The sequence below is a fragment of the uncultured Roseobacter sp. genome, from assembly GCF_947499265.1.
GTDB lineage: Bacteria > Pseudomonadota > Alphaproteobacteria > Rhodobacterales > Rhodobacteraceae > Roseobacter.
Genome location: NZ_CANMNK010000005.1, coordinates 450,740 through 472,621 on the forward strand (window position 1 = coordinate 450,740; position 21,882 = coordinate 472,621).

General features: G+C 59.8%; 18 protein-coding genes. 7 read left to right on the top strand and 11 right to left on the bottom strand.

From position 1 onward, the window contains the following. Nucleotides 1-53 precede the first annotated feature (53 nt). A complete protein-coding gene (locus Q1A63_RS16305) occupies nucleotides 54-929 on the top strand; it encodes an alpha/beta hydrolase (protein WP_299632239.1) in 876 nt (291 codons plus the stop codon). Beyond that, nucleotides 926-2,563 carry an ABC transporter ATP-binding protein gene (locus Q1A63_RS16310; RefSeq protein ID WP_299632240.1) on the top strand — a complete coding sequence of 546 codons (1,638 nt, stop codon included), beginning with the start codon at nucleotides 926-928 and terminating at the stop codon, nucleotides 2,561-2,563. Before Q1A63_RS16305 ends, Q1A63_RS16310 begins: the two co-directional genes overlap by 4 nt. A 168-nt stretch (nucleotides 2,564-2,731) precedes the next feature. Here the strand turns inward: Q1A63_RS16310 and Q1A63_RS16315 are convergent, their stop codons facing one another. The 5 genes from Q1A63_RS16315 to Q1A63_RS16335 form a co-directional block, all read right to left on the bottom strand. Beyond that, nucleotides 2,732-3,403: a response regulator transcription factor gene (locus Q1A63_RS16315; RefSeq protein WP_298975729.1), complete on the bottom strand. Its 672-nt coding sequence runs from the start codon at nucleotides 3,401-3,403 to the stop codon at nucleotides 2,732-2,734. Between the two features lie 125 nt (nucleotides 3,404-3,528). Further along, nucleotides 3,529-5,094: a HAMP domain-containing sensor histidine kinase gene (locus Q1A63_RS16320; RefSeq protein WP_298975727.1), complete on the bottom strand. Its 1,566-nt coding sequence runs from the start codon at nucleotides 5,092-5,094 to the stop codon at nucleotides 3,529-3,531. Nucleotides 5,095-5,257: 163 nt separating this feature from the next. Beyond that, a complete protein-coding gene (locus tag Q1A63_RS16325; protein ID WP_298975723.1) occupies nucleotides 5,258-6,361 on the bottom strand; it encodes a hypothetical protein in 1,104 nt (367 codons plus the stop codon). Nucleotides 6,362-6,553: 192 nt separating this feature from the next. Next, nucleotides 6,554-7,324, bottom strand: coding sequence for a hypothetical protein (locus Q1A63_RS16330; RefSeq protein WP_298975721.1), 771 nt, complete (start codon nucleotides 7,322-7,324; stop codon nucleotides 6,554-6,556). A gap of 1 nt (nucleotide 7,325) precedes the next feature. Next, a complete protein-coding gene (locus Q1A63_RS16335) occupies nucleotides 7,326-7,856 on the bottom strand; it encodes an RNA polymerase sigma factor (protein WP_298975719.1) in 531 nt (176 codons plus the stop codon). A gap of 143 nt (nucleotides 7,857-7,999) precedes the next feature. Between Q1A63_RS16335 and Q1A63_RS16340 the strand changes: the two genes are divergently transcribed. The 3 genes from Q1A63_RS16340 (at nucleotide 8,000) to Q1A63_RS16350 (ending at nucleotide 12,786) form a co-directional block, all read left to right on the top strand. After that, nucleotides 8,000-9,415, top strand: coding sequence for a S8 family serine peptidase (locus Q1A63_RS16340; protein WP_298975716.1), 1,416 nt, complete (start codon nucleotides 8,000-8,002; stop codon nucleotides 9,413-9,415). 359 nt (nucleotides 9,416-9,774) lie between these two features. Continuing rightward, a complete protein-coding gene (locus Q1A63_RS16345) occupies nucleotides 9,775-11,505 on the top strand; it encodes an SLC13 family permease (RefSeq protein WP_298975714.1) in 1,731 nt (576 codons plus the stop codon). Nucleotides 11,506-11,607: 102 nt separating this feature from the next. After that, the gene (locus Q1A63_RS16350; RefSeq protein WP_298975712.1) at nucleotides 11,608-12,786 is read left to right on the top strand and encodes a glycerate kinase; all 1,179 of its coding nucleotides are present in this window, start codon (nucleotides 11,608-11,610) and stop codon (nucleotides 12,784-12,786) included. Nucleotides 12,787-12,914: 128 nt separating this feature from the next. Here the strand turns inward: Q1A63_RS16350 and Q1A63_RS16355 are convergent, their stop codons facing one another. Next, the gene (locus Q1A63_RS16355) at nucleotides 12,915-13,826 is read right to left on the bottom strand and encodes a DMT family transporter (protein WP_298975711.1); all 912 of its coding nucleotides are present in this window, start codon (nucleotides 13,824-13,826) and stop codon (nucleotides 12,915-12,917) included. Between the two features lie 134 nt (nucleotides 13,827-13,960). On the opposite strand from Q1A63_RS16355, the gene Q1A63_RS16360 reads away from it, so the two are divergent. Then, nucleotides 13,961-14,791, top strand: coding sequence for a LysR family transcriptional regulator (locus tag Q1A63_RS16360; protein WP_298975709.1), 831 nt, complete (start codon nucleotides 13,961-13,963; stop codon nucleotides 14,789-14,791). 290 nt (nucleotides 14,792-15,081) lie between these two features. Further along, nucleotides 15,082-15,861, top strand: a complete 780-nt coding sequence (locus Q1A63_RS16365) for a universal stress protein (protein ID WP_299632241.1) — start codon at nucleotides 15,082-15,084, stop codon at nucleotides 15,859-15,861. A 40-nt stretch (nucleotides 15,862-15,901) separates the two neighbouring features. Here the strand turns inward: Q1A63_RS16365 and Q1A63_RS16370 are convergent, their stop codons facing one another. From Q1A63_RS16370 to Q1A63_RS16390, 5 genes are all read right to left on the bottom strand, one after another. Next, nucleotides 15,902-17,299, bottom strand: coding sequence for a 3'-5' exonuclease (locus tag Q1A63_RS16370; RefSeq protein WP_298975704.1), 1,398 nt, complete (start codon nucleotides 17,297-17,299; stop codon nucleotides 15,902-15,904). Between the two features lies 1 nt (nucleotide 17,300). Continuing rightward, the gene (locus tag Q1A63_RS16375) at nucleotides 17,301-17,822 is read right to left on the bottom strand and encodes a hypothetical protein (RefSeq protein WP_298975703.1); all 522 of its coding nucleotides are present in this window, start codon (nucleotides 17,820-17,822) and stop codon (nucleotides 17,301-17,303) included. Between the two features lie 24 nt (nucleotides 17,823-17,846). Further along, complete coding sequence (locus Q1A63_RS16380) at nucleotides 17,847-19,673, bottom strand: DUF294 nucleotidyltransferase-like domain-containing protein (RefSeq protein WP_298975702.1); 1,827 nt, start codon at nucleotides 19,671-19,673, stop codon at nucleotides 17,847-17,849. 93 nt (nucleotides 19,674-19,766) lie between these two features. Then, complete coding sequence (locus Q1A63_RS16385) at nucleotides 19,767-21,566, bottom strand: sodium:solute symporter family protein (protein WP_298975700.1); 1,800 nt, start codon at nucleotides 21,564-21,566, stop codon at nucleotides 19,767-19,769. A 4-nt stretch (nucleotides 21,567-21,570) separates the two neighbouring features. After that, nucleotides 21,571-21,852 (bottom strand): DUF4212 domain-containing protein, encoded by a 282-nt coding sequence (locus Q1A63_RS16390; protein WP_298975699.1) that lies wholly within the window; start codon nucleotides 21,850-21,852, stop codon nucleotides 21,571-21,573. Nucleotides 21,853-21,882: the final 30 nt, after the last annotated feature.

A 21,882-nucleotide genomic window follows, 5' to 3' on the forward strand; every position in this document is an offset into this window, starting at 1 on the left:
TCGCCATGTGCGTCAGTTTGAACACCACGAGACCTGAGGGATCGTCCTATCAGGTGATATTTCGCCCCGGGAACGGCCGAAACGGATTGGCCTGTTGGCTGGCGCTCCCGCATACCATTACCCCCGGCACGCCACCCCTGGTGGCCGTTCATGGGATACGGCGCGGTGCCGAATTGCAAGCAGCACTGTTTGCCGACCGGGCCGCGGCGCTTGGACGGCCCGTGATCGCACCTGTTTTTGACACAACCAACTGGCTTGGCTACCAGCAGGCGTTCTTGTGTGGGCGCGCCGACTTGGCGCTGTTGGATTTGATCTTGTCACTCCGGAACATGGGGGTCGTGCAATCAGAGAAGCTTGATCTCTTTGGATTTTCCGGTGGCGCGCAGTTTGTCCATCGCTTCGCCATGCTGCATCCGGAACGCGTCTCGCATCTGAGCATCGCGTCGCCGGGGTGGTACACGTTTCCGGACACCGCCTCCTACCCTTATGGGCTATGGCCCCGACCTGAACATGCGGACGAATGGAGCTACAGCATCATCGCGAACCTGGACCGTTTTCTGACCTTGCCGATGAATGTCTGTGTCGGCGAAAACGACTGTGTGCGGGACAAGAATACCCGCAGTGGTGCCGCCATCGATGCGCAGCAGGGGTTACACCGCTTGGATCGTGCCCGCCGCTGGACGGACGCGGTACGCACGGCAGCAACCGATCTGAAAATCGAACCCGACGTGTCCTTGCACGTGTTGAAAGGCTGCGGTCACGACTTCGAAACATGCGTCACAAAGGGCCAGTTGGACAGGATTGTGATCGCCGATGAACCGACAGAATCCGCTGGCATCTGCCGCGGTACCTGTTCCGCACAACAGCAACGCGCCTGTCACGTGGCACGCCGCATCAAATCCTTTGACCAGATGGAGGCCACGGCATGAGTACGATACCCAAAATCCTGGGCGAGGGACGCCGCCGCGGCATCTGCTTGCTGATCGGATTGGCCTTGGGCCAGGCCACGGCAACCGGTCTGGCCGCATTCGCCACCCGCGATGTTTTCGCCGCCTTTCGCGAGACATCCCCGGCCCTGCCAGTTTTTGCGCTGGTCGCACTGGCGATGGCCGGTTTGGCCATTGGCACCTTTCGGTTCTACGAACGGCTGGCGGCGGAAAAGGTCGGCCAACATTTCGCCGCGTCGCTTCGGATGAAACTGTTCAAACACATGGCCCGGGTCTCGGCGCGGGACATCGCCGCGCGGCGCAACGGGTCCTTGGCCCTGAGGTTCGTGGGCGATCTGACGGCGGTGCGGGCCTGGGTCAGCATGGGGTTGGCCCGGATGATTTCCGCGCTGATTGTCCTGCCCGTCGCGACCGGCGTTTTGTTCTACATGAATTTCGAAATCGGTTTGGCCGCTGCTGTTCCAATTGCGCTTGGCCTGTTGATTTCGGCGATGCTTGGGCCTCGGCTGGGCCCGGCACACAAGCGGCTGCGCGCCCGACGCGCCCGGCTCGCGGCGGATATGAGCGAGCGGATCCCACATGCGCCGGAACTCCGGCTGCTCGGGCGTATGCAGACCGAAACCCGGCGGATCAAGGTGAAGACCGACAAGCTCGTTGATGCGGCCCTTGCGCGTGCGCGCGGCGCGGCCTTGTTGCGTGCGATCCCGGATGTGGTCTCCGGAATAGCCGGCGCAAGCGTCTTTCTGGTGGCGCTGCACCGCGGCCTTCCTGCCGCAGAGGCCGCTGGCTGTCTGGCCGCTGTCGGGCTGATGATCCAGCCGATGCGGGATCTTGCTGGTGTTTGGGATCGCCATCGCGCCTGGCGGAATGCGCGTGAGAAATGCCTCAAACTGTTGAACATGCCAAAGCTTGAAATTGACCGCTCCACGGATGCGGCGGTGCCCGATGCCCCGCCCGCGCTGATTTTTTCGGATGTCTACGCCGGGGCCTTGGCGGATATCAATCTGACCGCATTGCCCGGCCGCAAGATCGGTGTCGTCGGCGCAAACGGCGCTGGCAAATCAACATTGCTGAGCCTTGCCGCCGGGCTGGAGCATCCACAGTCCGGCAGCGTGTTGCTGGGCGATATCTCGCCCGCCGCTCTCACCACACGAGAACGGCGCCAGATGATTGCTTTGATCGGCACCCGATCACCGATCCTGAAGGGGTCACTGCGCCGTGCGCTGACGATGGGGGTGCAGGGGCGGCCTGATGATGCTGACATCCTGCGCCAGGCCGACAATTTTGGTTTGAGCAAGGTCATCGACCGTCTGAATGGGCTGGACGGCACAGTCGCCGAGGGCGGGCGCAACCTCTCCGCTGGGGAAATCCGCCGCATTCTGCTGACACGCGCTGCGCTGTCCAAACCACGTCTGATGTTGCTGGATGAACCCGACGACGCACTGGACCGGGACGGTCCGGACCTGGTGCGCGCATTGGTTCAGGGCAGCGACGCGACCACAATTCTGATCACGCACAACATGGAAATCGCCAAAATGATGGATGAGCTCTGGGTGATCGAAGACGGGCGCATCGCGCAAACAGGCACACCGGATGCCGTGCTGGTTGATTTTTGAGATCAGCTAGATTGGCGTTCGGCGCTTGCGCAGTTTGAGGTCTGCTCCCTCCCTCAAACTGCGCAATGCGTGTTTAGGCCAGGAGAATGCTCCTGGCCGATTACATGATAAAGATGGGGGAGTGGTACGCTTTTCAGTACTGGTCTCACCACCAGCACTCTGGTGCGATCAACCGAAACGATACCCCGCACCGCGCACGGTGGTGATCAGCCTGCCATAGGGGCCAAGCTTCTTGCGCAGGCGACCGATATAGACGTCCACGACGTTGGTCATCGGATCCTCGTGGGTGCCCCAAACCGAATTCAGGATGCGCTCACGGCTCAGCGCCTTGTTCTTGCTGGCCATCAGAATAGCAATCAGCTCACGTTCCTTGGCCGACAGATCCACGGCGACGCCATCGACTGTCAGCACCATGGCGCTGCTGTCGTAGATCAGGCCCTGATGCTGCAGTTTACCCTCGTTCGCATCACTGACGTAGCCGGTGACACGGCGGTGCAGCGCTTGAATGCGCGCGATCAGCTCATCAAAATCAAAGGGTTTGGGCAGGTAGTCATCCGCCCCCAACCGCAACCCCGCGACGCGTTCATCTGTGCTGTCCAAGGCTGTCAGCATCAAGACCGGCGTGACATTCGAGCGGGCACGCATTTTCTGGCAGACCTGTTGCCCACTGATCCCGGGCAACATCAGATCAAGCACAATCACATCAAAGTCCCGATCCTGCATGATTTCCAACCCGGCCTCGCCGTCGCTGGCATGTTCGACGACCCAGCCTTCGGCTTTCAATCCGCGCCGCACAAAATCGGCGACCCGCAATTCGTCTTCAATCAACAGGATATTCATAGTCTTTGCGCCTTCTCGTTGTCTTTCGGGCGCGTTGCTGTCGCCCCTCTGAAAAGACAAACGGGTCGGACCGCTGGTTATTCCCAATTTTATTCTTGGACCCAAATTTTCCTGCGAAAACTGTTTCAGGATTGGGAGACCACCCGCAAGGGCGCGGAGACGGGCAACTCCATGATGCTCGAAAGTCCGCCGCCGTCCCGGTCACGCAACAGCGCATTTCCGCCATGCGCACGCGCAATGGAGCGCACCACAGGCAGGCCAAGACCGGCCCCGTCCTCGTATTGATTGGCCGCGTTTGATCCACGAAAGAAGCGCTCAAACGCTTTCTCTTTTTCGCTGTCGGGCAGCCCTGGTCCGTTGTCCTCCACACAGACGCGGTATCCCGTGGCTGTCCGTATCAAACGCACCGCAATCTCCGGACCACCATAGCGTCGGGCGTTCTGAATCATCGCCGCGACGCATTGGCGAATGCGGGAGACGTCCAGCGGCATCTCGGCAGTTTCCAGATCACTGATAACGGGAATGTCCGGGCCGAAGACGTCAACCGCGTCTTGGAGCAGCTGTTTGAGATCGACCCGCTCCAGCTTGAGGCGGGTCTGACCGGCCTCTTCGCGGGAAATGAACAGCAGATCGTTCACCAAGAGATTTGTGTGTTTGGCGGTCTCCCGCGTGCGGCGCAGGGCTTCACGATATTCTTCGATCGTCTTGTCCTGCCCGCGCAGGGCAACATCACTTTCGCCCTGTATGATGGTCAGCGGCGTGCGCAATTCATGACTGACATCCGCGAGCATCTGGCGCCGCGCATCCTCGGCAAGGCGCGATTTCTGGAGCAGGTTTTCGAGCTCCGCCGTCCGGTCCTGCACGGCCTCCTCCAATTCGATGTTTTGTGTGGTGAGCGATGCCGTGCGCGCCTCAACCATGGCGGCCATATTGTCCATGACGTCGCCAATCTCGGAAATCTCGCTCCGGCCCCGCAACGCCATACGATGAGAGAAATTCCCATCCGCCAGAGCGCTTACGCCTTTCATCAAATGACGCATCGGTTGCACGATTGCGCGGGTATAGATCCATAGGGCGCCACCGGCCACACTTAGCGCCAGCATCACAAGAAAAAACGCAACGCTGTTGGCCAACCGGAGATGTCGCTCCGCAGTGACGCGGGTCTCTTCGACCTCTTCCAGTTCTTCCGCGAGGGCGGCATTGATCATGGAATGGAAATCGCGATCAATCTCATCGTCCAACATGACGGAGAGACCTGTCCAGTTGTGCCCGAATTGTTCCACCGCGGTGTCTTTGCGCACGATTTCAAACCGCGCGATCAGGTCTTCGATCTTGCGCTCGATCTGGGACAGCAATTGAAGTTCCTCGATCTCCTCATTGCCCACCAGGTCAATTTCCTGACCGATCAGGGAACGGATGCTGCGAATGTTCGCGCGGATCAAGCGGATTAATTCCGCTTCACCCGCACCCTGGTCGCGATCCCCGATCAGCATGGCATCGCCGTATTGCTTGAACAACTGATAGGTATTGCCGCTCAGCTGCAGATGCTCCTCATAGGACTCATGCGCCAGGTTGATGCGCGCGTTGAAGAATGCGGCGCGTTGCGCGGTCCAGTAGGCAAGAACGGTGCCGCTCAGCGCAACAACCAACATGATCGCAGCAAGAACGCGTAGCAGATTGGCGATGGTCATCGATTACTCTCCGGTGGTCCAAATGGATGCGATCTTCGACGGGTATTCTCTCGGCAACGGTGCACGGCTTTGCTTAACCTAGCGCGATAACGCGGCGTTACACTACGCGCAAATAGGGCCGCATGAAACACGCGGCCCCTCCTGACAGATATCAAGATTGTACTCATGCGGCGGTCATCTTTTCAACCAGGACGGGTTCTTGGGCGTTGTGAGACTTGGGCTTACGCAAAATACCCCGCGCAACCGCCATCACCGCCGCGGGTGTGCACAGGTCCTCTCGCGACAATTGCGGGATGCCCGTCGCGATCTTCGCCTCCATCATCGCCAGCGGTGACTGCGTCAGCTTGCCTGACATGGCAAATGGCCGCAGCCCGTGATCTGCCAGCACCTTGGTGCCACCAACAGCGCCCAGCGCATCAGGCGTTGCAAACAGAATGGCATCCAAACGGTCACGTATGGTTGATCCGGCGAGTATTTCCTGGGTCTCCTGCTGGAATACACCGTCCGCAATCTCCACCACCACGATATCCGCGCCGTTTGCCGCCGCCGTGCCGACCAAAGTCTCGAAGCCCTGCTCGACCCGGTCCATTGGCATCCGGTAGGTCGTTGGCATCCCGGCATCCGTGAAGTCCATGGCACTGACGCCCGCGTCCTCGAATGCGTTGAAATCCCCAAAAGCGCCGGTACCGGTCGCCTTGATGCCTGCGACGCTGAAACCAGCACGCGAAAGACCATGTGCCAGGCTAACCGCCGCTGTGGTCTTGCCCGCATTCATTGATGCGCCAAACACGCCGATGACGGTCACATGGTCAGGAATTTCAGCGACTGGCAGCCCGTAGCGCGCAATGTTGATCACCTCGCCGGAGCGGTCAGTCAGCAAGCCAATCGGGCGCAGTTTCGTGGGTTCGGCCATCCGTGCGTGGGCGTGCTCCATGGTGCCGACAACGCCGCCACCGGCCAGCAGATCCGCTCCATCGGCGGTGATCCGTGCAGCCCCTTCAAACTGATCGGGAGCATAACGGTCACCGATGCAAAGGACCACCTTGTCCCCCAGATAGCTCGTCGATGCACGTCCGCTGGAAAGCTGGATTTTCTGGTGTTGGTTGATTTCCGTAATCTCGCAGAGTACCAGATCACCGGCAACGCCAAGGGCGACCGCAGCGTCCAGACCAGCGACATCATCATGATTGACGCGGCGGGTGGTGAACGCCCATTTCGTACCCAGGTGCAGCATCGTCAGGTCGAAATCAAAGTTGTGAATGGTCATGTCAGTCATCCTCTTGGGTTGGTTTGTCTGAGGATCAATTTAAGCAGGCGGGGTGTCAGTATCCTGTTGGCGGAATGAATGGTTTGATAAAATTAAATGAACGGAGGATGAACTTTTAATACACTGTTTTAAAACAATAAAAACGGCCCCGAAGGAGAGGCTGTGGCGCGCCGAGAATTTTATGCAAAGGGCTTAGCGCAGCGCCGCCAAAGCAGCGGCTTCGTCACTTGGATCGAGCGGCGGACCGGCATTATTGGCGGAAAGATACGCGTCCAACGTATCCAATGAGGAGGCAGGGGCGTAGCCGGTGTCCGTCGCCGCGGCAGCTGCAACAGCCATCTGCACATCCCACTGCCCGCCTCGTTGGCAGGCGACGGAGACGATTGTCATGCCGTCTGTACGGTCAAACTCAAATTCCCGACACAGCGTTTGCGCACCGTCAAAGAAGGTGGCAATCGGGGCAATGCGCGCACCGTCCGTCAGCAAGGCGTCCTCACCAGACGGTACCGTATTGAGGGCCGCGATGATCCGCGCATCCGTGAGCGCCGCGATTTCGATACTCCCCAAGCCACCGCTGCTGTTCGGTGACAGCATCAGGCCTGCGCCCAGGCCAACGGCCAAGGCCAAGCTCGCCGCCAGTGGCAGCTTCCAAAGTGGGGGCGCCGCTGGTGCGGAGGGTTTCGGCTGAAAGGCGACCACTGTGTCATCGGATACGGTTTGCACTTTCTGATCCGCGGCCGCCAACTCCCGCACACGCTGAACCAGATGGTCTGGCACGGGCGCATGCAGCGCCGGCTCCCAGGCTTCTTTCGCAACAGCCCTTGTCTCAATGAACAAGGCCAACCGGTCCGCAAGTTCGACACTGTCGGCCAAGGCCAGGTCCATTGCGGAAGCACGATCCTCCGGCAATTCACCGTCGGCATAAGCCATCAATTCTTCATCTGTAAAATCAGACTGTTGCATCTCAGCTGTCTCCTTGACTGCCAGAAGAACGTGCAGTGTCGCGGTTTATTCCCAGTTTTTCGCCAATGGCGATACGTGCCCGTGCAAGGCGGCTCATGACAGTGCCGATTGGTGTGCCCAAAACCCCCGCCGCTTCTTTATAACTCATCTCCTCCACGCAGATCAGCATGATCACGTCGCGTTGATCCGCCGGTAGGGTCTCAATCGCGGCCTTGGCGGATTGCAGCATCAGGGCGGTTTCGGTTACTTTGGTGCCATCAACGGTGCTGGCATCGGGTGCATCGTCGATGTCGATCTGGGTGCCGCGCGTCTTGGTGCGGCGCGTCATGTCGATCCAGGCATTGCGCAGGATGCGAAACAACCACGCCTCAAGGCGCGTGTCCGGATCAAATTGCGCGCGTGCCGCAAAAGCACGTTCAACCGTGATCTGCACAAGATCGTCAGCCGTATCCGGCGATCTGCACAGCGAGATTGCGAAACGCCGAAGGTTGGGGAGAAACGCAATGATGTCGTCTGCAAACTTGTCTGACATCGTTGTTCTTTTCTCTCACTTTTATGAGTGGAATTTTTCGCGCTTTGCATCGTTACCTTTATGGCAATCTGGAACTGTGGCGCAATAACTAGCGACATGAGGCTGCCAAAACGTGCAACTTGCGGCTTAGATGGAGACCCCGAATGCTGAAGTACTTGTTTCATATTGCGCTGACGCTCTTGGTAATCGCGGCGCTGCCACTTGTGTCATCCGAAGGACCATTTTCCGCGGTCGCTTTGGCGGATGACGACGACGGCGATGATGGTGACGACAGAGATGACGATCGTGATGACGACGATGATGACGGACCGGGGAACCGGGGTAGAAACGGCAATGGTGCAACAGGCGGGGCCAATCCGGGTGGCAATCTGCTCGACCTGCTTTTCGGCCGAACACCGCCCGCGCGCACCACACAAAGCCCGCCGCCGCAGCCGCTTCCAACCCGCGCCGCAGATGAAATCGTTGTCCTCGATTTGTCGCAGGAAGATTTGAACGGATTGCTGGCACTTGGATACGAAGTGCTGCAGGTCACCGAGGTCACGCTCTTTGACAGCACCCTGCGGCGGATGCGTGTACCTTCCGGCACACCGCTGGAAACAGCCCTCGAAGAAATCCGCCAGCTTCCCTCCGGGCAAGCGGCGGACTTCAACCATTTCTACAGAATGAGTGAGGGGTTCAACACGCCGTGCGAAGGCCTGCACTGCACCTCCTTTGATCTGATCAGCTGGCGACCGCCTGCCTCTGCCGTGGCAAGCTGCGGCCAGCCGACAGCGCGCATCGGATTGATCGACACCGACATCAACCCCGACCATGAGGCCTTCATCGGCAGCCAGCTCTCGGTGTTGGACTTTGATACCGGGGGCCTTGCGACATCGGGCGCGCAACATGGCACAGCCGTGGCGGCAATCCTGATCGGATCGCGCACGGGCCGGGCACACGGGTTGCTGCCAGAGGCCCAGCTTGTTGCGGTGGACGCCTTTTATACGGCTGGTCGGGATGAACGCAGTGATGCCTTCAACCTCGTGCAGGCGATGGATCAGCTCGCAGAGGCTCAGGTCGATGTCATCAACATGAGCCTCGCTGGCCCCCACAACGTCCTTTTGGAAGAGATGGTGGCGCAGATGAGCGACGCGCAAATTATGATTGTCTCGGCGGCAGGCAATGACGGCCCGCGCGCAGCACCGGTTTTCCCGGGCGCTTATGATCCGGTGCTGACAGTCACCGCGGTGGACGCCTCGGGCCGGGTTTATCGCCGCGCGGGCCGGGGACCACATGTCGATCTGGCAGCCCCTGGGGTTGAAGTATGGACGGCCGCGTCAGTTCGCGGGGTGCGCACCAAAACCGGCACTTCCTTTGCCGCGCCATTTGCCACCGCCGCCGCTGCTGTTTTGATGTCCGAGCAGCCCGACATGACGGTCGCGCAGGTCAAAGCCTTCCTGCGCGAGACCGCTTTGGATTTGGGTGACGAAGGGCCGGACGAGGTATTTGGCGCGGGGCTCGTGCAATTCGCGCCGATCTGTTCCGGGTTGCCGCCAACAGAACCACTGCTTCTGGAGTAAACCGTACCGCCACCCACTCTCTGATCACCGCACCAAACAGCGACATCAGGTCAAAGGGAATCCGCGGGACAGGCGCCCGGCCGTGGCGTTCCGGTGCATGGCAGATGTATCCTGTAACGGTTGGTTTCTCGTGTCGGGAAGCGCTTGATTTTGGAGTTATTGCTCTGCGGTCATCCGACGATGTGTTGGAGAGAAAGGCAAGACCCAACGCTTTCAAAGGACCGTCCGGGGCGATATTTCCCATACTGCCGCGGGTCTGAGCGGATCTGCGCCAATGTTACGATTTTATGACAACCGCAGGAATAACCGGCCCGGCCTCACGTATTCCCCCCAACACTATTACTGCGGAAGGAATTCAGATGACCGGCCTTGCACTGTCCCAAAAGCTGTTTGGAGATTGCCCCCTGCGCGAAACGGAGGTGCTGGCGGTTCCCTTGGCCATGGTCGCCGCGCTGCTTTTCTGGGCGGTGCCTGAGACGCTCGATGCTGGCGGTCGCAACGCTCTGACCATCACCGCGTTTGCGGTGATTGGCTGGACGATGACGCGTGTTCCGGATTCCTTGGTGGCCATTGCTGCGGCACTCGCCCTTGTGCTCACCGGCACCCTGCCAGAGGAACGGCTTTTTGCATCACTGGGTCGAGAACTGGTCTGGCTGCTGGTGGCGGCCTTTGTCATTGCCTCCGTGTTGAAAACCAGCGGATTGATGGAACTGCTGGTCGCCCGCGCATTGGTGCCTTTCGGCAATTTCACCTCGGTCGCTTATGTTTTGACCTTCATGATCACCGCTACGGCTTTCTTCATTCCATCGACATCGGGCCGGGCCGCGCTCTTGCTGCCCGTTTTTCTGGCCCTCAAAGAGCAATTGCCGGACACGCGGCTGATCCGACCCCTGGCGCTGCTTTTCCCCACCGTGATCTTACTGTCTGCGGGTGGTTCGCTCCTGGGGGCCGGGGCGCATCTGATTGCGGTGGACGCCATCGCCCGATCCGGTGGCGCCGCTATTGGTTACCTGGAGTGGATGCTGCTCGGCCTCCCGGTCTCCTTGATCTCCAGCTTCCTCGCAACCGGATTGATCCTCTGGCTCTTTGTGCCAGTTGACCTGCGCCGCGCACCGCTTGCCCTGCGCCGACCTCCTGCGCCGCTTGATACACGGCAAAGACGATTGGCCCTTATCCTGATCACACTGCTTGCGTTGTGGGTGACAACCGGCCTGCATCATGTGTCGATTGTTGTGATCGCATTGGGCGGTGCGCTGGCGCTGCTTGCCAAACCCTTCACCAACCGCAAGACCAAGGATATTTTCCGCGACGTTGATTTGGAACTGATCCTGTATCTGACGGCAACGATTGTCATTGCGGATGCGATGATCGTCACCGGCGCAGATCGTTGGCTTGCTGACGGGATGCTTTCGTTTTTGCCGGAAGCTTTTGCCAAAAACCCTGCTGTCGCGGTCGGGTTCATGGCGCTGATTGCGGTGCTCTCCCATCTGGTGATCACCTCGCGCAGTGCGCGCGCCGCCGTTCTGATCCCCGCCGTAGCCCTCCCGATTGCTGCATTCGGACATGACCCCGCGCTCATCGTGATGGTGGCGGTGCTTGGCACCGGATATTGCCAGACGATGATGGCCAGTGCCAAGCCAGTCGCGATTTATGGGACGATGGACCAGCCGACGTTTGCGCAGCGTGATCTTTTCCGCCTTGCGATGCCGCTGATGCCCGCAGTTGCCTTGCCGCTCTGCGCTGCCGCACTGATCCTGTGGCCATGGCAACTCGGTGTGAAACCCGCGTCGCTAACGCCCTCGTTAGAGATCGAAATCACGATGATTGACGGCCCTACCCTAACGCAAAAGCAGTTTGCGATCCAACACGCGGGTGGTGATGTTTCCGCGGCCATCCCGTTGCAAAGCGCAAGGCCAGTACCGCGTCCAAACTGGGTGTCTGAAGAGCGCGGTATGGAAGTTACAACCATCGACAAACGGCCCATCGCATCGTCTCGTCGCATAACGCAGCTCGAAGCTGATCTGCGCGCGGTAGGGCGTGACATCGGTCAGGTTACTCAAAATCTGCGCCAGAGGCTTGGCCTGCGCTAGGCGGGCAGAACGTTGCTTGCGTTGCAAAGTTTCTCCCACAATCTGGAATAATTCCTGTGCCCTCTCGTTCTCCTTTTATGAAATAAATTCAAGGAGATAAAAATGTCCTTCACGATCCTGGTGGCGCCTTCGGGCTTTAAAGAATCCCTTTCTGTCAACGATGTGACCCGCGCAATCAGCTCGGGCGTTCAAAGCGCTCTGCCATCCGCCCGTGTGCTCGAAGCGCCGATGGTCGATGGTGGCGAGGGTTTCACCGAAGCCCTGATCAACGCCACCAAGGGCACGCTTCATGAGGCCACAGTGACCGGCCCGGTTGGGGAAAAAGTCTCTTCCTTTTTCGGCATCATGGGGGGCGACGGCCCGCGCACGGCGGTTCTGGAAATGGCGGCAGCGGCGGGCCTCAGCCTCGTGCCCAAAGACAGGCGAGACCCTGGCCGCACCACCAGCTACGGTGTTGGCGAGCTGATCTTGCGCGCGCTGGATCATGGTGCGGACAGGATCCTGATCGGTTGCGGCGACAGCGGCATCAATGATGGCGGTGCCGGCATGGCGCAGGCCCTCGGCGCGCGCCTGCTGGATGCGAGTGGGCAGGAAATTGGCTTTGGCGGGTACGAACTTGCACGGATCGCACAGATCGACACCCGCCAAATCGATCCGCGATTGGCGCAGGTTTCCATCGACGTGGCGGTAAACTGGCACAATGTCCTGCTTGGCCCAAAAGGTGTTGCCCGCGTCTTCGGCCCGCAAAAAGGCGCCTCCCCCGATCAGGTCGACGCTTTGGAAGCAGGGCTAGAACGCTACGAAGCTGTCATCCGTCAGACCACCGGTCTGGGCCTGGGGCGGGCCAACGGCTCCGGCGCATCCGGCGGGCTTGGCACCGGTCTTGTCGCTTTTGCAGGTGCGACGCTGCACCCGCGGTTTGACATCGTGATGCAGTACCTTCGGTTTGATGACATGCTGGAGAATGCTGATCTGGTGATCACGGCAGAGGGCTCTTTGGACGGGCAATCGCCCTACGGCAAAGTGCCCTGCGAAGTGGCGCGGCGTGCGCGTGATCGGGGCATCCAGACCATTGCGTTGGCGGGCACCATTGGCAAAGGCGTGCACGAAACTCTGGACAATGGCATTGATGCTTTTGCCTCGATTATCAAACGGCCCTGCTCGCTTGATGAGGCCATCGACAAGGGCGAAAAGCTGCTCCGGCGCGCGGCAGAAGACGCAATGCGCATGATGATCGTCGGCATGCGATTAACAGATCGGGCCATCCCGATTGCAATCTGATCGTGCGCTTTTGTCCTGCCGAAACCTGCGTCCTGGCGTCCACACGTGATCTTTTGGCAGATCGCTGGTGGTCAATGCTCCGCCAGGCTGCAGGCATTGTACTCCTGGGCCAAATAGCATGGCATGGATCACTTCAACGCCATGGTTTTGGGCAGCGGCACGGGCTTGTGGCCCCGTCCCATGAGGATCAACGCGACGCCGACGCCAATGATGAGGGCGGTTATCACCTCAGATGCGCCCGCCGGTTCCTCCAGAATGGCCAGACCCAAGCCCAACGTCACAAGTGGAATGAGCGCGGGCAGCGTGGCACCAATGACTGGGCCCAGAAGCTCCGCAGAGCGGTTGAAAGCGAAGACTGCGAAAACACTGACCAACACGCCCTGAAACCCGGCTTGCAGCATGATATCCTGCAATGGCGCATCGGCTATCCTTTTCGGGAGCAAAGTGAAATAGATCGGTAAATACACAAGCGCCGACCCCACAGCGACAATTGCCGTTGCGTGCAACGCCAAGATCCGCGCCCGGCGCACCACCGCTGCGTAGACCGCCCACATGGCCCCGGTCGAGATCAGGATGGCGTGCCCGATGGTGAGCCCGGTCGGATGATGCCATGCGGAGCCCAGCAATCCGGCAAGGATGCAAAGGATACCAATTCCCCGCAACCATCCCAGGCGGTCTTGAAACAGCATCACTCCCAAAACTGCGGAGCTGACGGCCATGATGCCAGGATTAAACACACCCGCCGCCGACGCAGGCGCGGTTTGCAATGCCTGTGACACCAGAACGATGTAAGGCGCGCCGAATCCGCAGATCATCAGCACAAGGCCAACCGCGCCCAGACGTCGAAAGGCAAACCCGGTCTTGAGGATGACCGGCATTAGTACCAGAGCGGCGGAGCCGAACCGCAAGGCCGTCAGGTCATAGGCGTTCAGATGCGCCGTTACGCCCAGGCGCAGCAGCACCAGCGATCCGGACCAGACAAATACCGCCGTAAGCGCCCACAGCGTTCCAATCAAAGTTGCGTTGTGGATTTTAGCCATGTGCCCTCCATTTCCTGGGAGAGCCTAGGCTTTGACGAAGGGTTAGAAAAACAATACCTTCTCTACTTATGAATCATTTTTCCTCAACTATTACTGACAAGCAATCACCGCCCCTTGCGAACAGAACCTTCAACATGGAGGCGCTGCGCAGCTTCGTGGCGATTTGCGAAACCGGCACCTTTCGACGAGCCGCGGCACGTGTGAACCGGTCGCCCTCGGCGATCAGCTTGCAGATTGGCAAACTGGAAGAACAAATCAACGCCAGGCTGATGACCCGTGACGCCCGCCATGTCGAATTGACGGATCAGGGCGAGGTCCTGCTCGGTTATGCCCGGAGGCTGCTGGGGATTAGCGACGAGGCAATGGCGCATTTTCGCGGCTCGCCGTTGACCGGGCATCTGCGATTGGCGGCGCCACATGATCTTGGGGTGTCGCAGGTGCCTGGGATTTTACAAAAGCTCGCTGAAACCCACCCCGGCATTGTGGTCGACGTATCCCTGGGAACGAGCAAGGCAGTACAGAACATGTTTGCGAACGGAGCGGTGAATGTCGCGCTCTTCAATGAGGTCAGGGACACGTCCATGAAGGTTCAGGAACTCTCTTCCGAACCGCTGGTCTGGGCGATGTGCGAAGGCGGACGCGCAATTGAGCGCTCTCCCCTGCCGCTTGCGATTGCAGAGGTTGGTTGTGCGTGGCGCGAGGCTGCCCTGCAGGCCTTGGAAAAGAAGGAGTTATCCCACCGTGTCGCCTATTCAAGCGATACCTCAATGGGTCAGATCGCGGCGTTGAATTCAGACCTGGCAATCGCTGTTTTACCCAAATCGCTTGTCACTGGAAAACTGGCCGAAGCCCCCGCTGACTACGGATTGCCGCCGCTCCCCAAAACGCACATCTTTCTGGCGCATGATGGCGGCGATTTGGCAAAGGTGCTCATTGCCAGCCTACCGCATGAGGGTGGTAGGTGAGGGGCGCACGTGAACCGTTCGCGAAAACCTATGATGCGGCTTCTCATGTTCGATTGCAGGCGTTTACGACGACCGGCTGAGAAGCCTATGCAAAATATGTCATGGCCCGTTTCTATCCGTTCGCCGACATGGCGATTGGCAATTTCGAAACCGGTTCTCTTTGTGCTCCTCACCTAGCGTTTTTCAACAAAATCAAGCCGATCCGTACCGCTGGCGTCTTGTCTGAGTGGAAGCCCTCCCCACATATAAAGCAGTTTGAAAACACATGGATCCGGGAGGGGGATAGGAAAGTGAACAGCATCATCGTGGCGAGCGATTTGTCAGAACGGTCGCGCCAGGCGGTTCGGCGCGGCGTCAACCTGGCTGCGGACTTGAATGCCAAGCTGACTGTATTGCACGTGGTCGACGATGCCATGCCCACAACGCTGTCAAATCAGGTCCAACGCGAAGCGGCTGGCACGCTGTCCGACGAGGTTGCAGCAGACGCAGACGGTCGCAAGATAGACCATGAGATCAAGGTGGTTGTCGGTGACACAATCGAAGAGATCAATGCGCAGACCCGATCGTTGAATGCCGACCTACTGATTGTCGGCCTGCATCGCCGCAGGGTCTTTCTAGACCACATCAAAGAGACCACGATGGAGCATCTCATCCGTTCCAGCCGTTTGCCGGTTCTCCTTGTGGCAAATAAGGCAGATGAAGCCTATGCCCGCGTTTTGGGCGGCGTTGATCTGTCACGGGTTTGCGCCTCGGCTCTGCACAAGATCCGAATGATTGCGCCGCAGGCCGAATTGACCCTTTTTCACGCCCATGAGGTATCTTTTCGCAAAGAAGCCGAGCGCGATTATGCCACCTGGAAGGCCGTATCCGATCTTCCAGGTGACCTGCCCGATCCGGTTTTTGTCGAAGCGAGAGCGCGTGATGCGCTGCATGAGGTCATGGACAAGGGACACTATGACCTGCTGGCCATCGGGGCGCATACGCGATCAAACGCAGGTCGGTACATTCTCGGCGGTTTTTCCGCCGGTTTGATCCGTAACCCGCCCTGTGATCTCCTGCTTGCCAAATAGATCGGAAGCGGGCGTGGTCCGCCGCGAAATGTCAGGTCGGTCAGCTTTGAACCTTCAGAATACGGCTATGTTTTTGAACTTCGGCCCGAAGCGCGCCGAATGTGCGCAGGCCGCGCGCTTCAAGAATGGGCAGCATGGACACAAAAGCATGAGCCGTGGCCATGGCATCGCCCAGGGCTGTGTGACGTAGCGCGTCGGGGATTTCCACCGCAAGCCGGTCACAGATGGCATCCAACGTGTGCTCTGCCGACCCGCCAAAAACAATCGCGGATAGATGCACCGTGTCCAGCACCGGGTTGTCGAAGTCGACACCACTTTCAGCCGCGCAGCCGTGCAGAAACGCCATATCAAAAGGCGCGTTATGGGCAATGATCACGGCCCCCTGTGCAAAGGCATGAAAATCCGCGCAGGCCTCGGGAAAGCGGGGGGCGCCTGCGACCATATCGTCGGTGATGCGGTGCACCTTGGTTGATCCCGGCGGGATCGGTCGACCCGGATCCACCAGCGTCTCGAACGTTTCTGCGGCGATGACCTTGCCGTTGACGACCCGGACCGCGCCCAGTTGCACCACCGCGTCCGTGGCCGGATCAAGCCCGGTGGTTTCACTGTCAAAAACAGCAAAGGTCAGATCCCGCAGGTCGGCATCATCGGGGTCATCGGGCCGGTTTCTTTCAAACAGATCAAAGTCATAGACAAGGGGTCGGGCCGCATCAGGGTCCAGCGGCTCCAGCATCAGAACGTAACCGGCTTCCGCATCGAACCGGCGGATATGTCCCGTGTAGATCGCGCCGGAGCGCCCCTTTGTGGTGATCTCGCAGCGTTCTGTGCCGTCGGCGCGCATGCGGGCCAGCGCTGCGTGAATGGCGGTGTCTTCCAGGTAATCGAAGACCGAGGCATTCAGCCGGGCGGGTGCTTCGCACTCCATCAGATCGGCCGCTTGCCCGTCATAAAGTACGATCTGGTGATCAGGTGTGGCGACGATCATGGCCACGGGAATGTCAGAGAGAATGCGCAACAATTGAGCGCGGTGCCGTTCCAGCCGGGCGGTTTTCTGGGCGACGGTCTCTGCCGTATCTTGTGCCGCAGCGCCAAGCTTTGCATGGATCGCCGAGGCGGCAGGGGCCAGATCGCCGAGATATTTCGCCGCTGTCGCATCGATCTGTCCGCTGATGTCTGCGTTGGCGCGCACGCGAAATTGCGCCGCGATATGTTCGATCGGTTTGCAGACGTTTTCATCGAAAAGCCGCCAGACAAAGGTCGCCAGCGCAAGCAATCCGAAGGCCGAAACGATGCCCACGGTCATGAAGGACGACAGCGCCTCCGGATCACCAAGCTGGCGAAACCCGAGCCAGAGCGCGCCGCCAACGACCGCCAGCCCGCCGCCGCCGATCAGACCGAAGAACAGAAACACCCGCAGGCGGAGGCTGAGCGTGGACATGTCAGACCTCCTCGCAGGCAGCTTTCAAAACGGGATCATCCGCCGCAACTGCGCGCCAATCTGCATTGAGCACATCGCCGCCCGTGCCAAACTCAATGCCATCGACCACATCCGCCCGCTGCGCAGTGGCGCAGTCAAAGAGCATCGGCACTTTCGCCGTGCGTGCCCAGCGGCCGTAAAACACCAGATCAACGATACGCCGCGCGGGCTGTTCAGGATGGGTACGCAGGCTCGCCTGATCGACGGCCACGAAACGTGATACGAAGGGCCGTGCGTAGGTCCAGGGGCGGTAGAAAGCCTGTTCCTCCACCGTCTGGGCGACCACCAACCCCTGAGGCATATTGGCCGTGGTGCGCCCGTACCAGCCGTATTCGCTGGAGATCGTCGCCAGCAGCATTGCAGCGCCCGCCGCCGCGGGCACCAGCCATTTCGGCAGGCGGCCCTTGAGCGTCCGGTTCACGGCCCAGACGATCAGCGCCGCAGCCGCTCCTGCAACAATCGTTCCGATCAGTTCAAAAAACATGTGCCTCCCCCTCTTGTCGCAATCCTAGCCCAATACACCCCGTCCCTGCATCAACGCTGATTGCATCGTCTTGATCACCACAAAGGCGTCCCGCAGATGGCTGCGCTCGAAAGCCGAGAGCCGGGCGGGTGGCAGGAAATTATCGGGTGCGCTACCCTGTTTGATCAGGTTGGCCTGATGGTTCAGCCGGGTTTGGGCAACCAGATCGTAGGCGTCGAGCAAATCGCGCCCACCGCTCTTGCTGACCACATCCGCCGCCATCGCAGCCTCCAGCCGGGCGCGGGTATTGACCACGTCGAGCTTGCCCTGCAGCGCATACATCCGCCCCAGATCAACCACTGGCACCACGCCGTTGAGTTTCAGATCGATGGTATTGCGGCGTTCCCCCGACCGGATCGTGGCCAGCCCCTTCAACAGACCCAGCGGTGTGGCGTGGGTCAGTGCGTTGCTGGCCATATGCGCGGTAAAGATAGAGTTGGCAGCTGAAGCCTCCAGCGTCTCCATCTGCAGCCCTTCGAACAGGCTCGCATCCCCGCCGATGGGCCGCAGGTCAAACATGACGGAGGCCAGCATCTGCGCTTCCTTGCTCGGGCTTTTGATCCAGGACCGAAAATACTCGCGCCAGACCAACACCGGCTGGCACCAGCGCGGGTTCGTCGCCATCATGTCACCGGGGCAATAGACGTAGCCACAGGCGTCCAGCCCGTCACTGACAAACTGCGCGAATGGTCCGAAGTAGGCAAGCGCCTCGGCGTCGAGACCATCCTCCAAAATCAGGCAATTGTCCTGATCGGACACGCCCGTCTGTTCCTGCCGCCCCTGGCTGCCACAGGCGAGCCAGACATATCGTGCAGGCGGCGGACCGAATTCCGCTTCTGCCAGATGCAGGAGGCGGCGGGTGACCACATCGGCGATATCGGTGATCAGGCGCGTGACCACATCATGGCGATTGCCCGCGGCCACCAGTTGCACCAGCAGGTTGGGGATGCGTTTGGTCACCTCGGCCAGCGCTTCGGCGGTCTCTGCGCGGGCGGCCTCTGCCACAAACCCTGCGGTATTGGAGGCTTGAAACCGGGTCAGGTCGGTCTGCGTGACGATGCCCACCAAACGGTCTGCGGAGACCACCGGCAGGTGGCCCAAACGGTATTCCATCATCATATGCAACACGTCTGACCCGATGGCGGAGGGTGGCAAGACACGCGGGTTTGCGGTCATCACCACGCTGACCGGCGTGTCATGAGCCAATCCATCAGCCAGCGCTTTTCCTGACAAGTCGCGTATCGTCAGGATGCCGATCAGCGCATCATTCTCGACCACACAAAGGCAGGAGATATGGCGGTCCCGCATCAACTGTGCCGCGGCCTGCACGGTCATCGTCGGTGGGCAGGTCAAGGGGTTTGGGACCATCAGGGTTTCCACCCGGACGCTGGTCAGATCGAACACGCGCAGGGCTTCGGCTGCCTCACCCGACCGCGAGCGGTCAAAGAAACGGTGGAACGGCTCATGCTCCGCCCGGAGTTTATGAAATAGATCACGCGGCAGGCAGATCAGCTGGCTGTCTTCGATGGCGCTGGCCGAGGTTGCGGCCTTGCCGTCCTGCAAAAGCCCCCGTTCGCCAAAGGAGTTCTGCCGCTGAAGCTGGGAGACTTCCTTGCCATGCGGATCGCGCACCGACACCTGACCGCTGAAAATAATGTAAAGACCGTGTAGCGGCGCACCATGCTGGTAGATCGGATCACCGGCCGCCATGGCCACCCATTCCACGCGCTCGGCAATCTCGCTCAGCACCCCGTCCGGCAAGGCATCATAGGGGTGGATTTGAGCGAGGAAAGACTGCGCCGTCTCGGTCATGAGGAAATCCTGCATGTCAGGGCGCCGAAACACCCCGCGGTTGCGAAAGTCGAAGGTGGGGCCAGCGGCGTCTGAACCGCTGGCCCCCTTGGCTTAGTGGTCGACCGCGGCACCGGCACCAGCAGGCACCCGCACGCTTTCGACAAGGTCCTTGATCTCCTGCGGGGTGTCCCTGGTCGACATCGACACCGCGTAAGCGACCCCGAAGTTGATCAGCGCACCCACTGCACCGATCGCCGTGGACTGGATGCCAAAGAGCGATCCATCAACGGTATCGGGGAAGGAGTTGGTGCCCGCGATGAAGAGCCACCCCTTGTGCAGGAAGATGTAAACCAGCGTGAAGATCAGACCGGCCAGCATGCCCGAGACTGCGCCCACGTTGTTCACCCGCTTGGAGAAGATGCCCATCATCAGCGCCGGGAAGATCGACGCCGCCGCGAGACCAAAGGCCAGCGCCACTGTTTGCGCCGCAAATCCCGGGGGATTGAGCCCGAGGATCGTGGCCACACCGATCGCCACGGCCATGGCGATCCGGGCGGAGAGCAGTTCCGCCTTTTCCGACATGTTCGGCGTCAGCTGACCCTTCAGCAGGTCGTGAGATACCGCTGAGGAGATCGCCAGCAACAGACCCGCCGCTGTGGAGAGCGCCGCCGCAAGACCGCCAGCCGCCACCAGACCAATCACCCAACCGGGCAAGTTCGCGATCTCGGGGTTGGCCAGCACAAGGATATCGCGGTTGAAGTTGGTCAGCTCATTGCCTTCCCAGCCGTTTTCCGCGGCCTTTGCCGTCATCGCGTCGGACTCGTCATTGTAGTATTGGATCTTGCCGTCGCCGTTCTTGTCTTCCCAGTCGAGAAGACCGGTTTTCTGCCATGTGGCCATCCAATCATAACGCTCATCGCTTTCGATGGTCTCGACCGATACCGCCTCACCGTTGGTACCATTGGGCCACATCAGCTCGGTGATGTTGAGCCGCGCCATCGCACCCACAGCCGGAGCTGTCAGGTAAAGCAGCGCGATGAACACCAGCGCCCAGCCCGCCGACCAGCGTGCGTCGGACACTTTCGGCACGGTGAAGAAGCGCATGATCACGTGCGGCAGACCCGCCGTGCCGATCATCAGCGACAGCGTGAAGAGCACCATGTTGAGGTTGTCCTTATGCGCCTCGGTGTAGCTCGCAAAGCCCAGGTCCGTCACGATCTGGTCGAGCTTGGTCAGCAGGTAAACAGAGCCCTCGCCGCCGGTGGCCGTGGTCTCGGAGAAGAGCCCCAGTGCGGGGATCGGCATGCCCGTCAGCTGCAACGAGATGAACACGGCCGGGATCGTATAGGCCATGATCAGCACCACATATTGCGCCACCTGCGTGTAGGTCACGCCCTTCATGCCGCCGAAAACCGCATAGGCAAAGACCACACAAGCCCCGATCAGCAGACCGGCGGTGTTGGAGATCTCCAGGAACCGCCCAAAAGCCACGCCCACCCCTGTCATCTGACCAATCACATACGTCGTGGACGCAACGATAAGACAGATAACAGCGACGAGGCGTGCAGTTGGGGAGTAAAACCGGTCACCAATAAATTCGGACACCGTAAACTTGCCAAACTTACGCAAGTAAGGGGCAAGCAACAGCGCCAGCAACACGTAACCACCGGTCCATCCCATCAGGAAGGAGGAATTGTCGTAGCCGGTAAAGGCAATCAGACCGGCCATAGAGATGAAGGAGGCCGCAGACATCCAGTCCGCCGCCGTGGCCATGCCGTTGGTGACGGGGTGGACACCCCGGCCAGCAGCATAGAATTCAGATGTGGAGCCCGCCCGGGCCCACACCGCGATGCCGATGTAGAGCGCAAAAGACGCGCCAACAAACAGCAGGTTTAACGTAAACTGGTCCATCTGATCAGTCCTCCTCTACGCCGTATTCACGGTCGAGTTTGTTCATCCGCCAGGCGTAGAAAAAGATCAGGCCGAGGAAGACGAGAATGGAGCCTTGCTGGGCAAACCAGAAGCCCAGATCGGTGCCACCAACCTCGATGCCCGCGAGCACAGGCCGCAGCAGAATGCCGAAACCGAAGGATACCAATGCCCAGATGATCAGGCTGATGGTGATGATGCGGATGTTTGCCGACCAGTAGCCGGTGCCATCCTCCGCTGCTTTTGTTCTTATCGATTGATCCGTCATTGAGTGTCCCTCCTCATTTGATGTTCCCAA

Coding starts and splice junctions, on each gene's coding strand:
- Q1A63_RS16340 (WP_298975716.1), top strand. CDS start 8,000: ATGCTGAAGTACTTGTTTCATATTGCGCTGACGCTCTTGGTAATCGCG.
- Q1A63_RS16310 (WP_299632240.1), top strand. CDS start 926: ATGAGTACGATACCCAAAATCCTGGGCGAGGGACGCCGCCGCGGCATC.
- Q1A63_RS16360 (WP_298975709.1), top strand. CDS start 13,961: ATGGAGGCGCTGCGCAGCTTCGTGGCGATTTGCGAAACCGGCACCTTT.
- Q1A63_RS16315 (WP_298975729.1), bottom strand. CDS start 3,403: ATGAATATCCTGTTGATTGAAGACGAATTGCGGGTCGCCGATTTTGTG.
- Q1A63_RS16375 (WP_298975703.1), bottom strand. CDS start 17,822: ATGTTTTTTGAACTGATCGGAACGATTGTTGCAGGAGCGGCTGCGGCG.
- Q1A63_RS16355 (WP_298975711.1), bottom strand. CDS start 13,826: ATGGCTAAAATCCACAACGCAACTTTGATTGGAACGCTGTGGGCGCTT.
- Q1A63_RS16325 (WP_298975723.1), bottom strand. CDS start 6,361: ATGACCATTCACAACTTTGATTTCGACCTGACGATGCTGCACCTGGGT.
- Q1A63_RS16330 (WP_298975721.1), bottom strand. CDS start 7,324: ATGCAACAGTCTGATTTTACAGATGAAGAATTGATGGCTTATGCCGAC.
- Q1A63_RS16380 (WP_298975702.1), bottom strand. CDS start 19,673: ATGACCGAGACGGCGCAGTCTTTCCTCGCTCAAATCCACCCCTATGAT.
- Q1A63_RS16370 (WP_298975704.1), bottom strand. CDS start 17,299: ATGTCCACGCTCAGCCTCCGCCTGCGGGTGTTTCTGTTCTTCGGTCTG.
- Q1A63_RS16350 (WP_298975712.1), top strand. CDS start 11,608: ATGTCCTTCACGATCCTGGTGGCGCCTTCGGGCTTTAAAGAATCCCTT.
- Q1A63_RS16390 (WP_298975699.1), bottom strand. CDS start 21,852: ATGACGGATCAATCGATAAGAACAAAAGCAGCGGAGGATGGCACCGGC.
- Q1A63_RS16320 (WP_298975727.1), bottom strand. CDS start 5,094: ATGACCATCGCCAATCTGCTACGCGTTCTTGCTGCGATCATGTTGGTT.
- Q1A63_RS16335 (WP_298975719.1), bottom strand. CDS start 7,856: ATGTCAGACAAGTTTGCAGACGACATCATTGCGTTTCTCCCCAACCTT.
- Q1A63_RS16385 (WP_298975700.1), bottom strand. CDS start 21,566: ATGGACCAGTTTACGTTAAACCTGCTGTTTGTTGGCGCGTCTTTTGCG.
- Q1A63_RS16345 (WP_298975714.1), top strand. CDS start 9,775: ATGACCGGCCTTGCACTGTCCCAAAAGCTGTTTGGAGATTGCCCCCTG.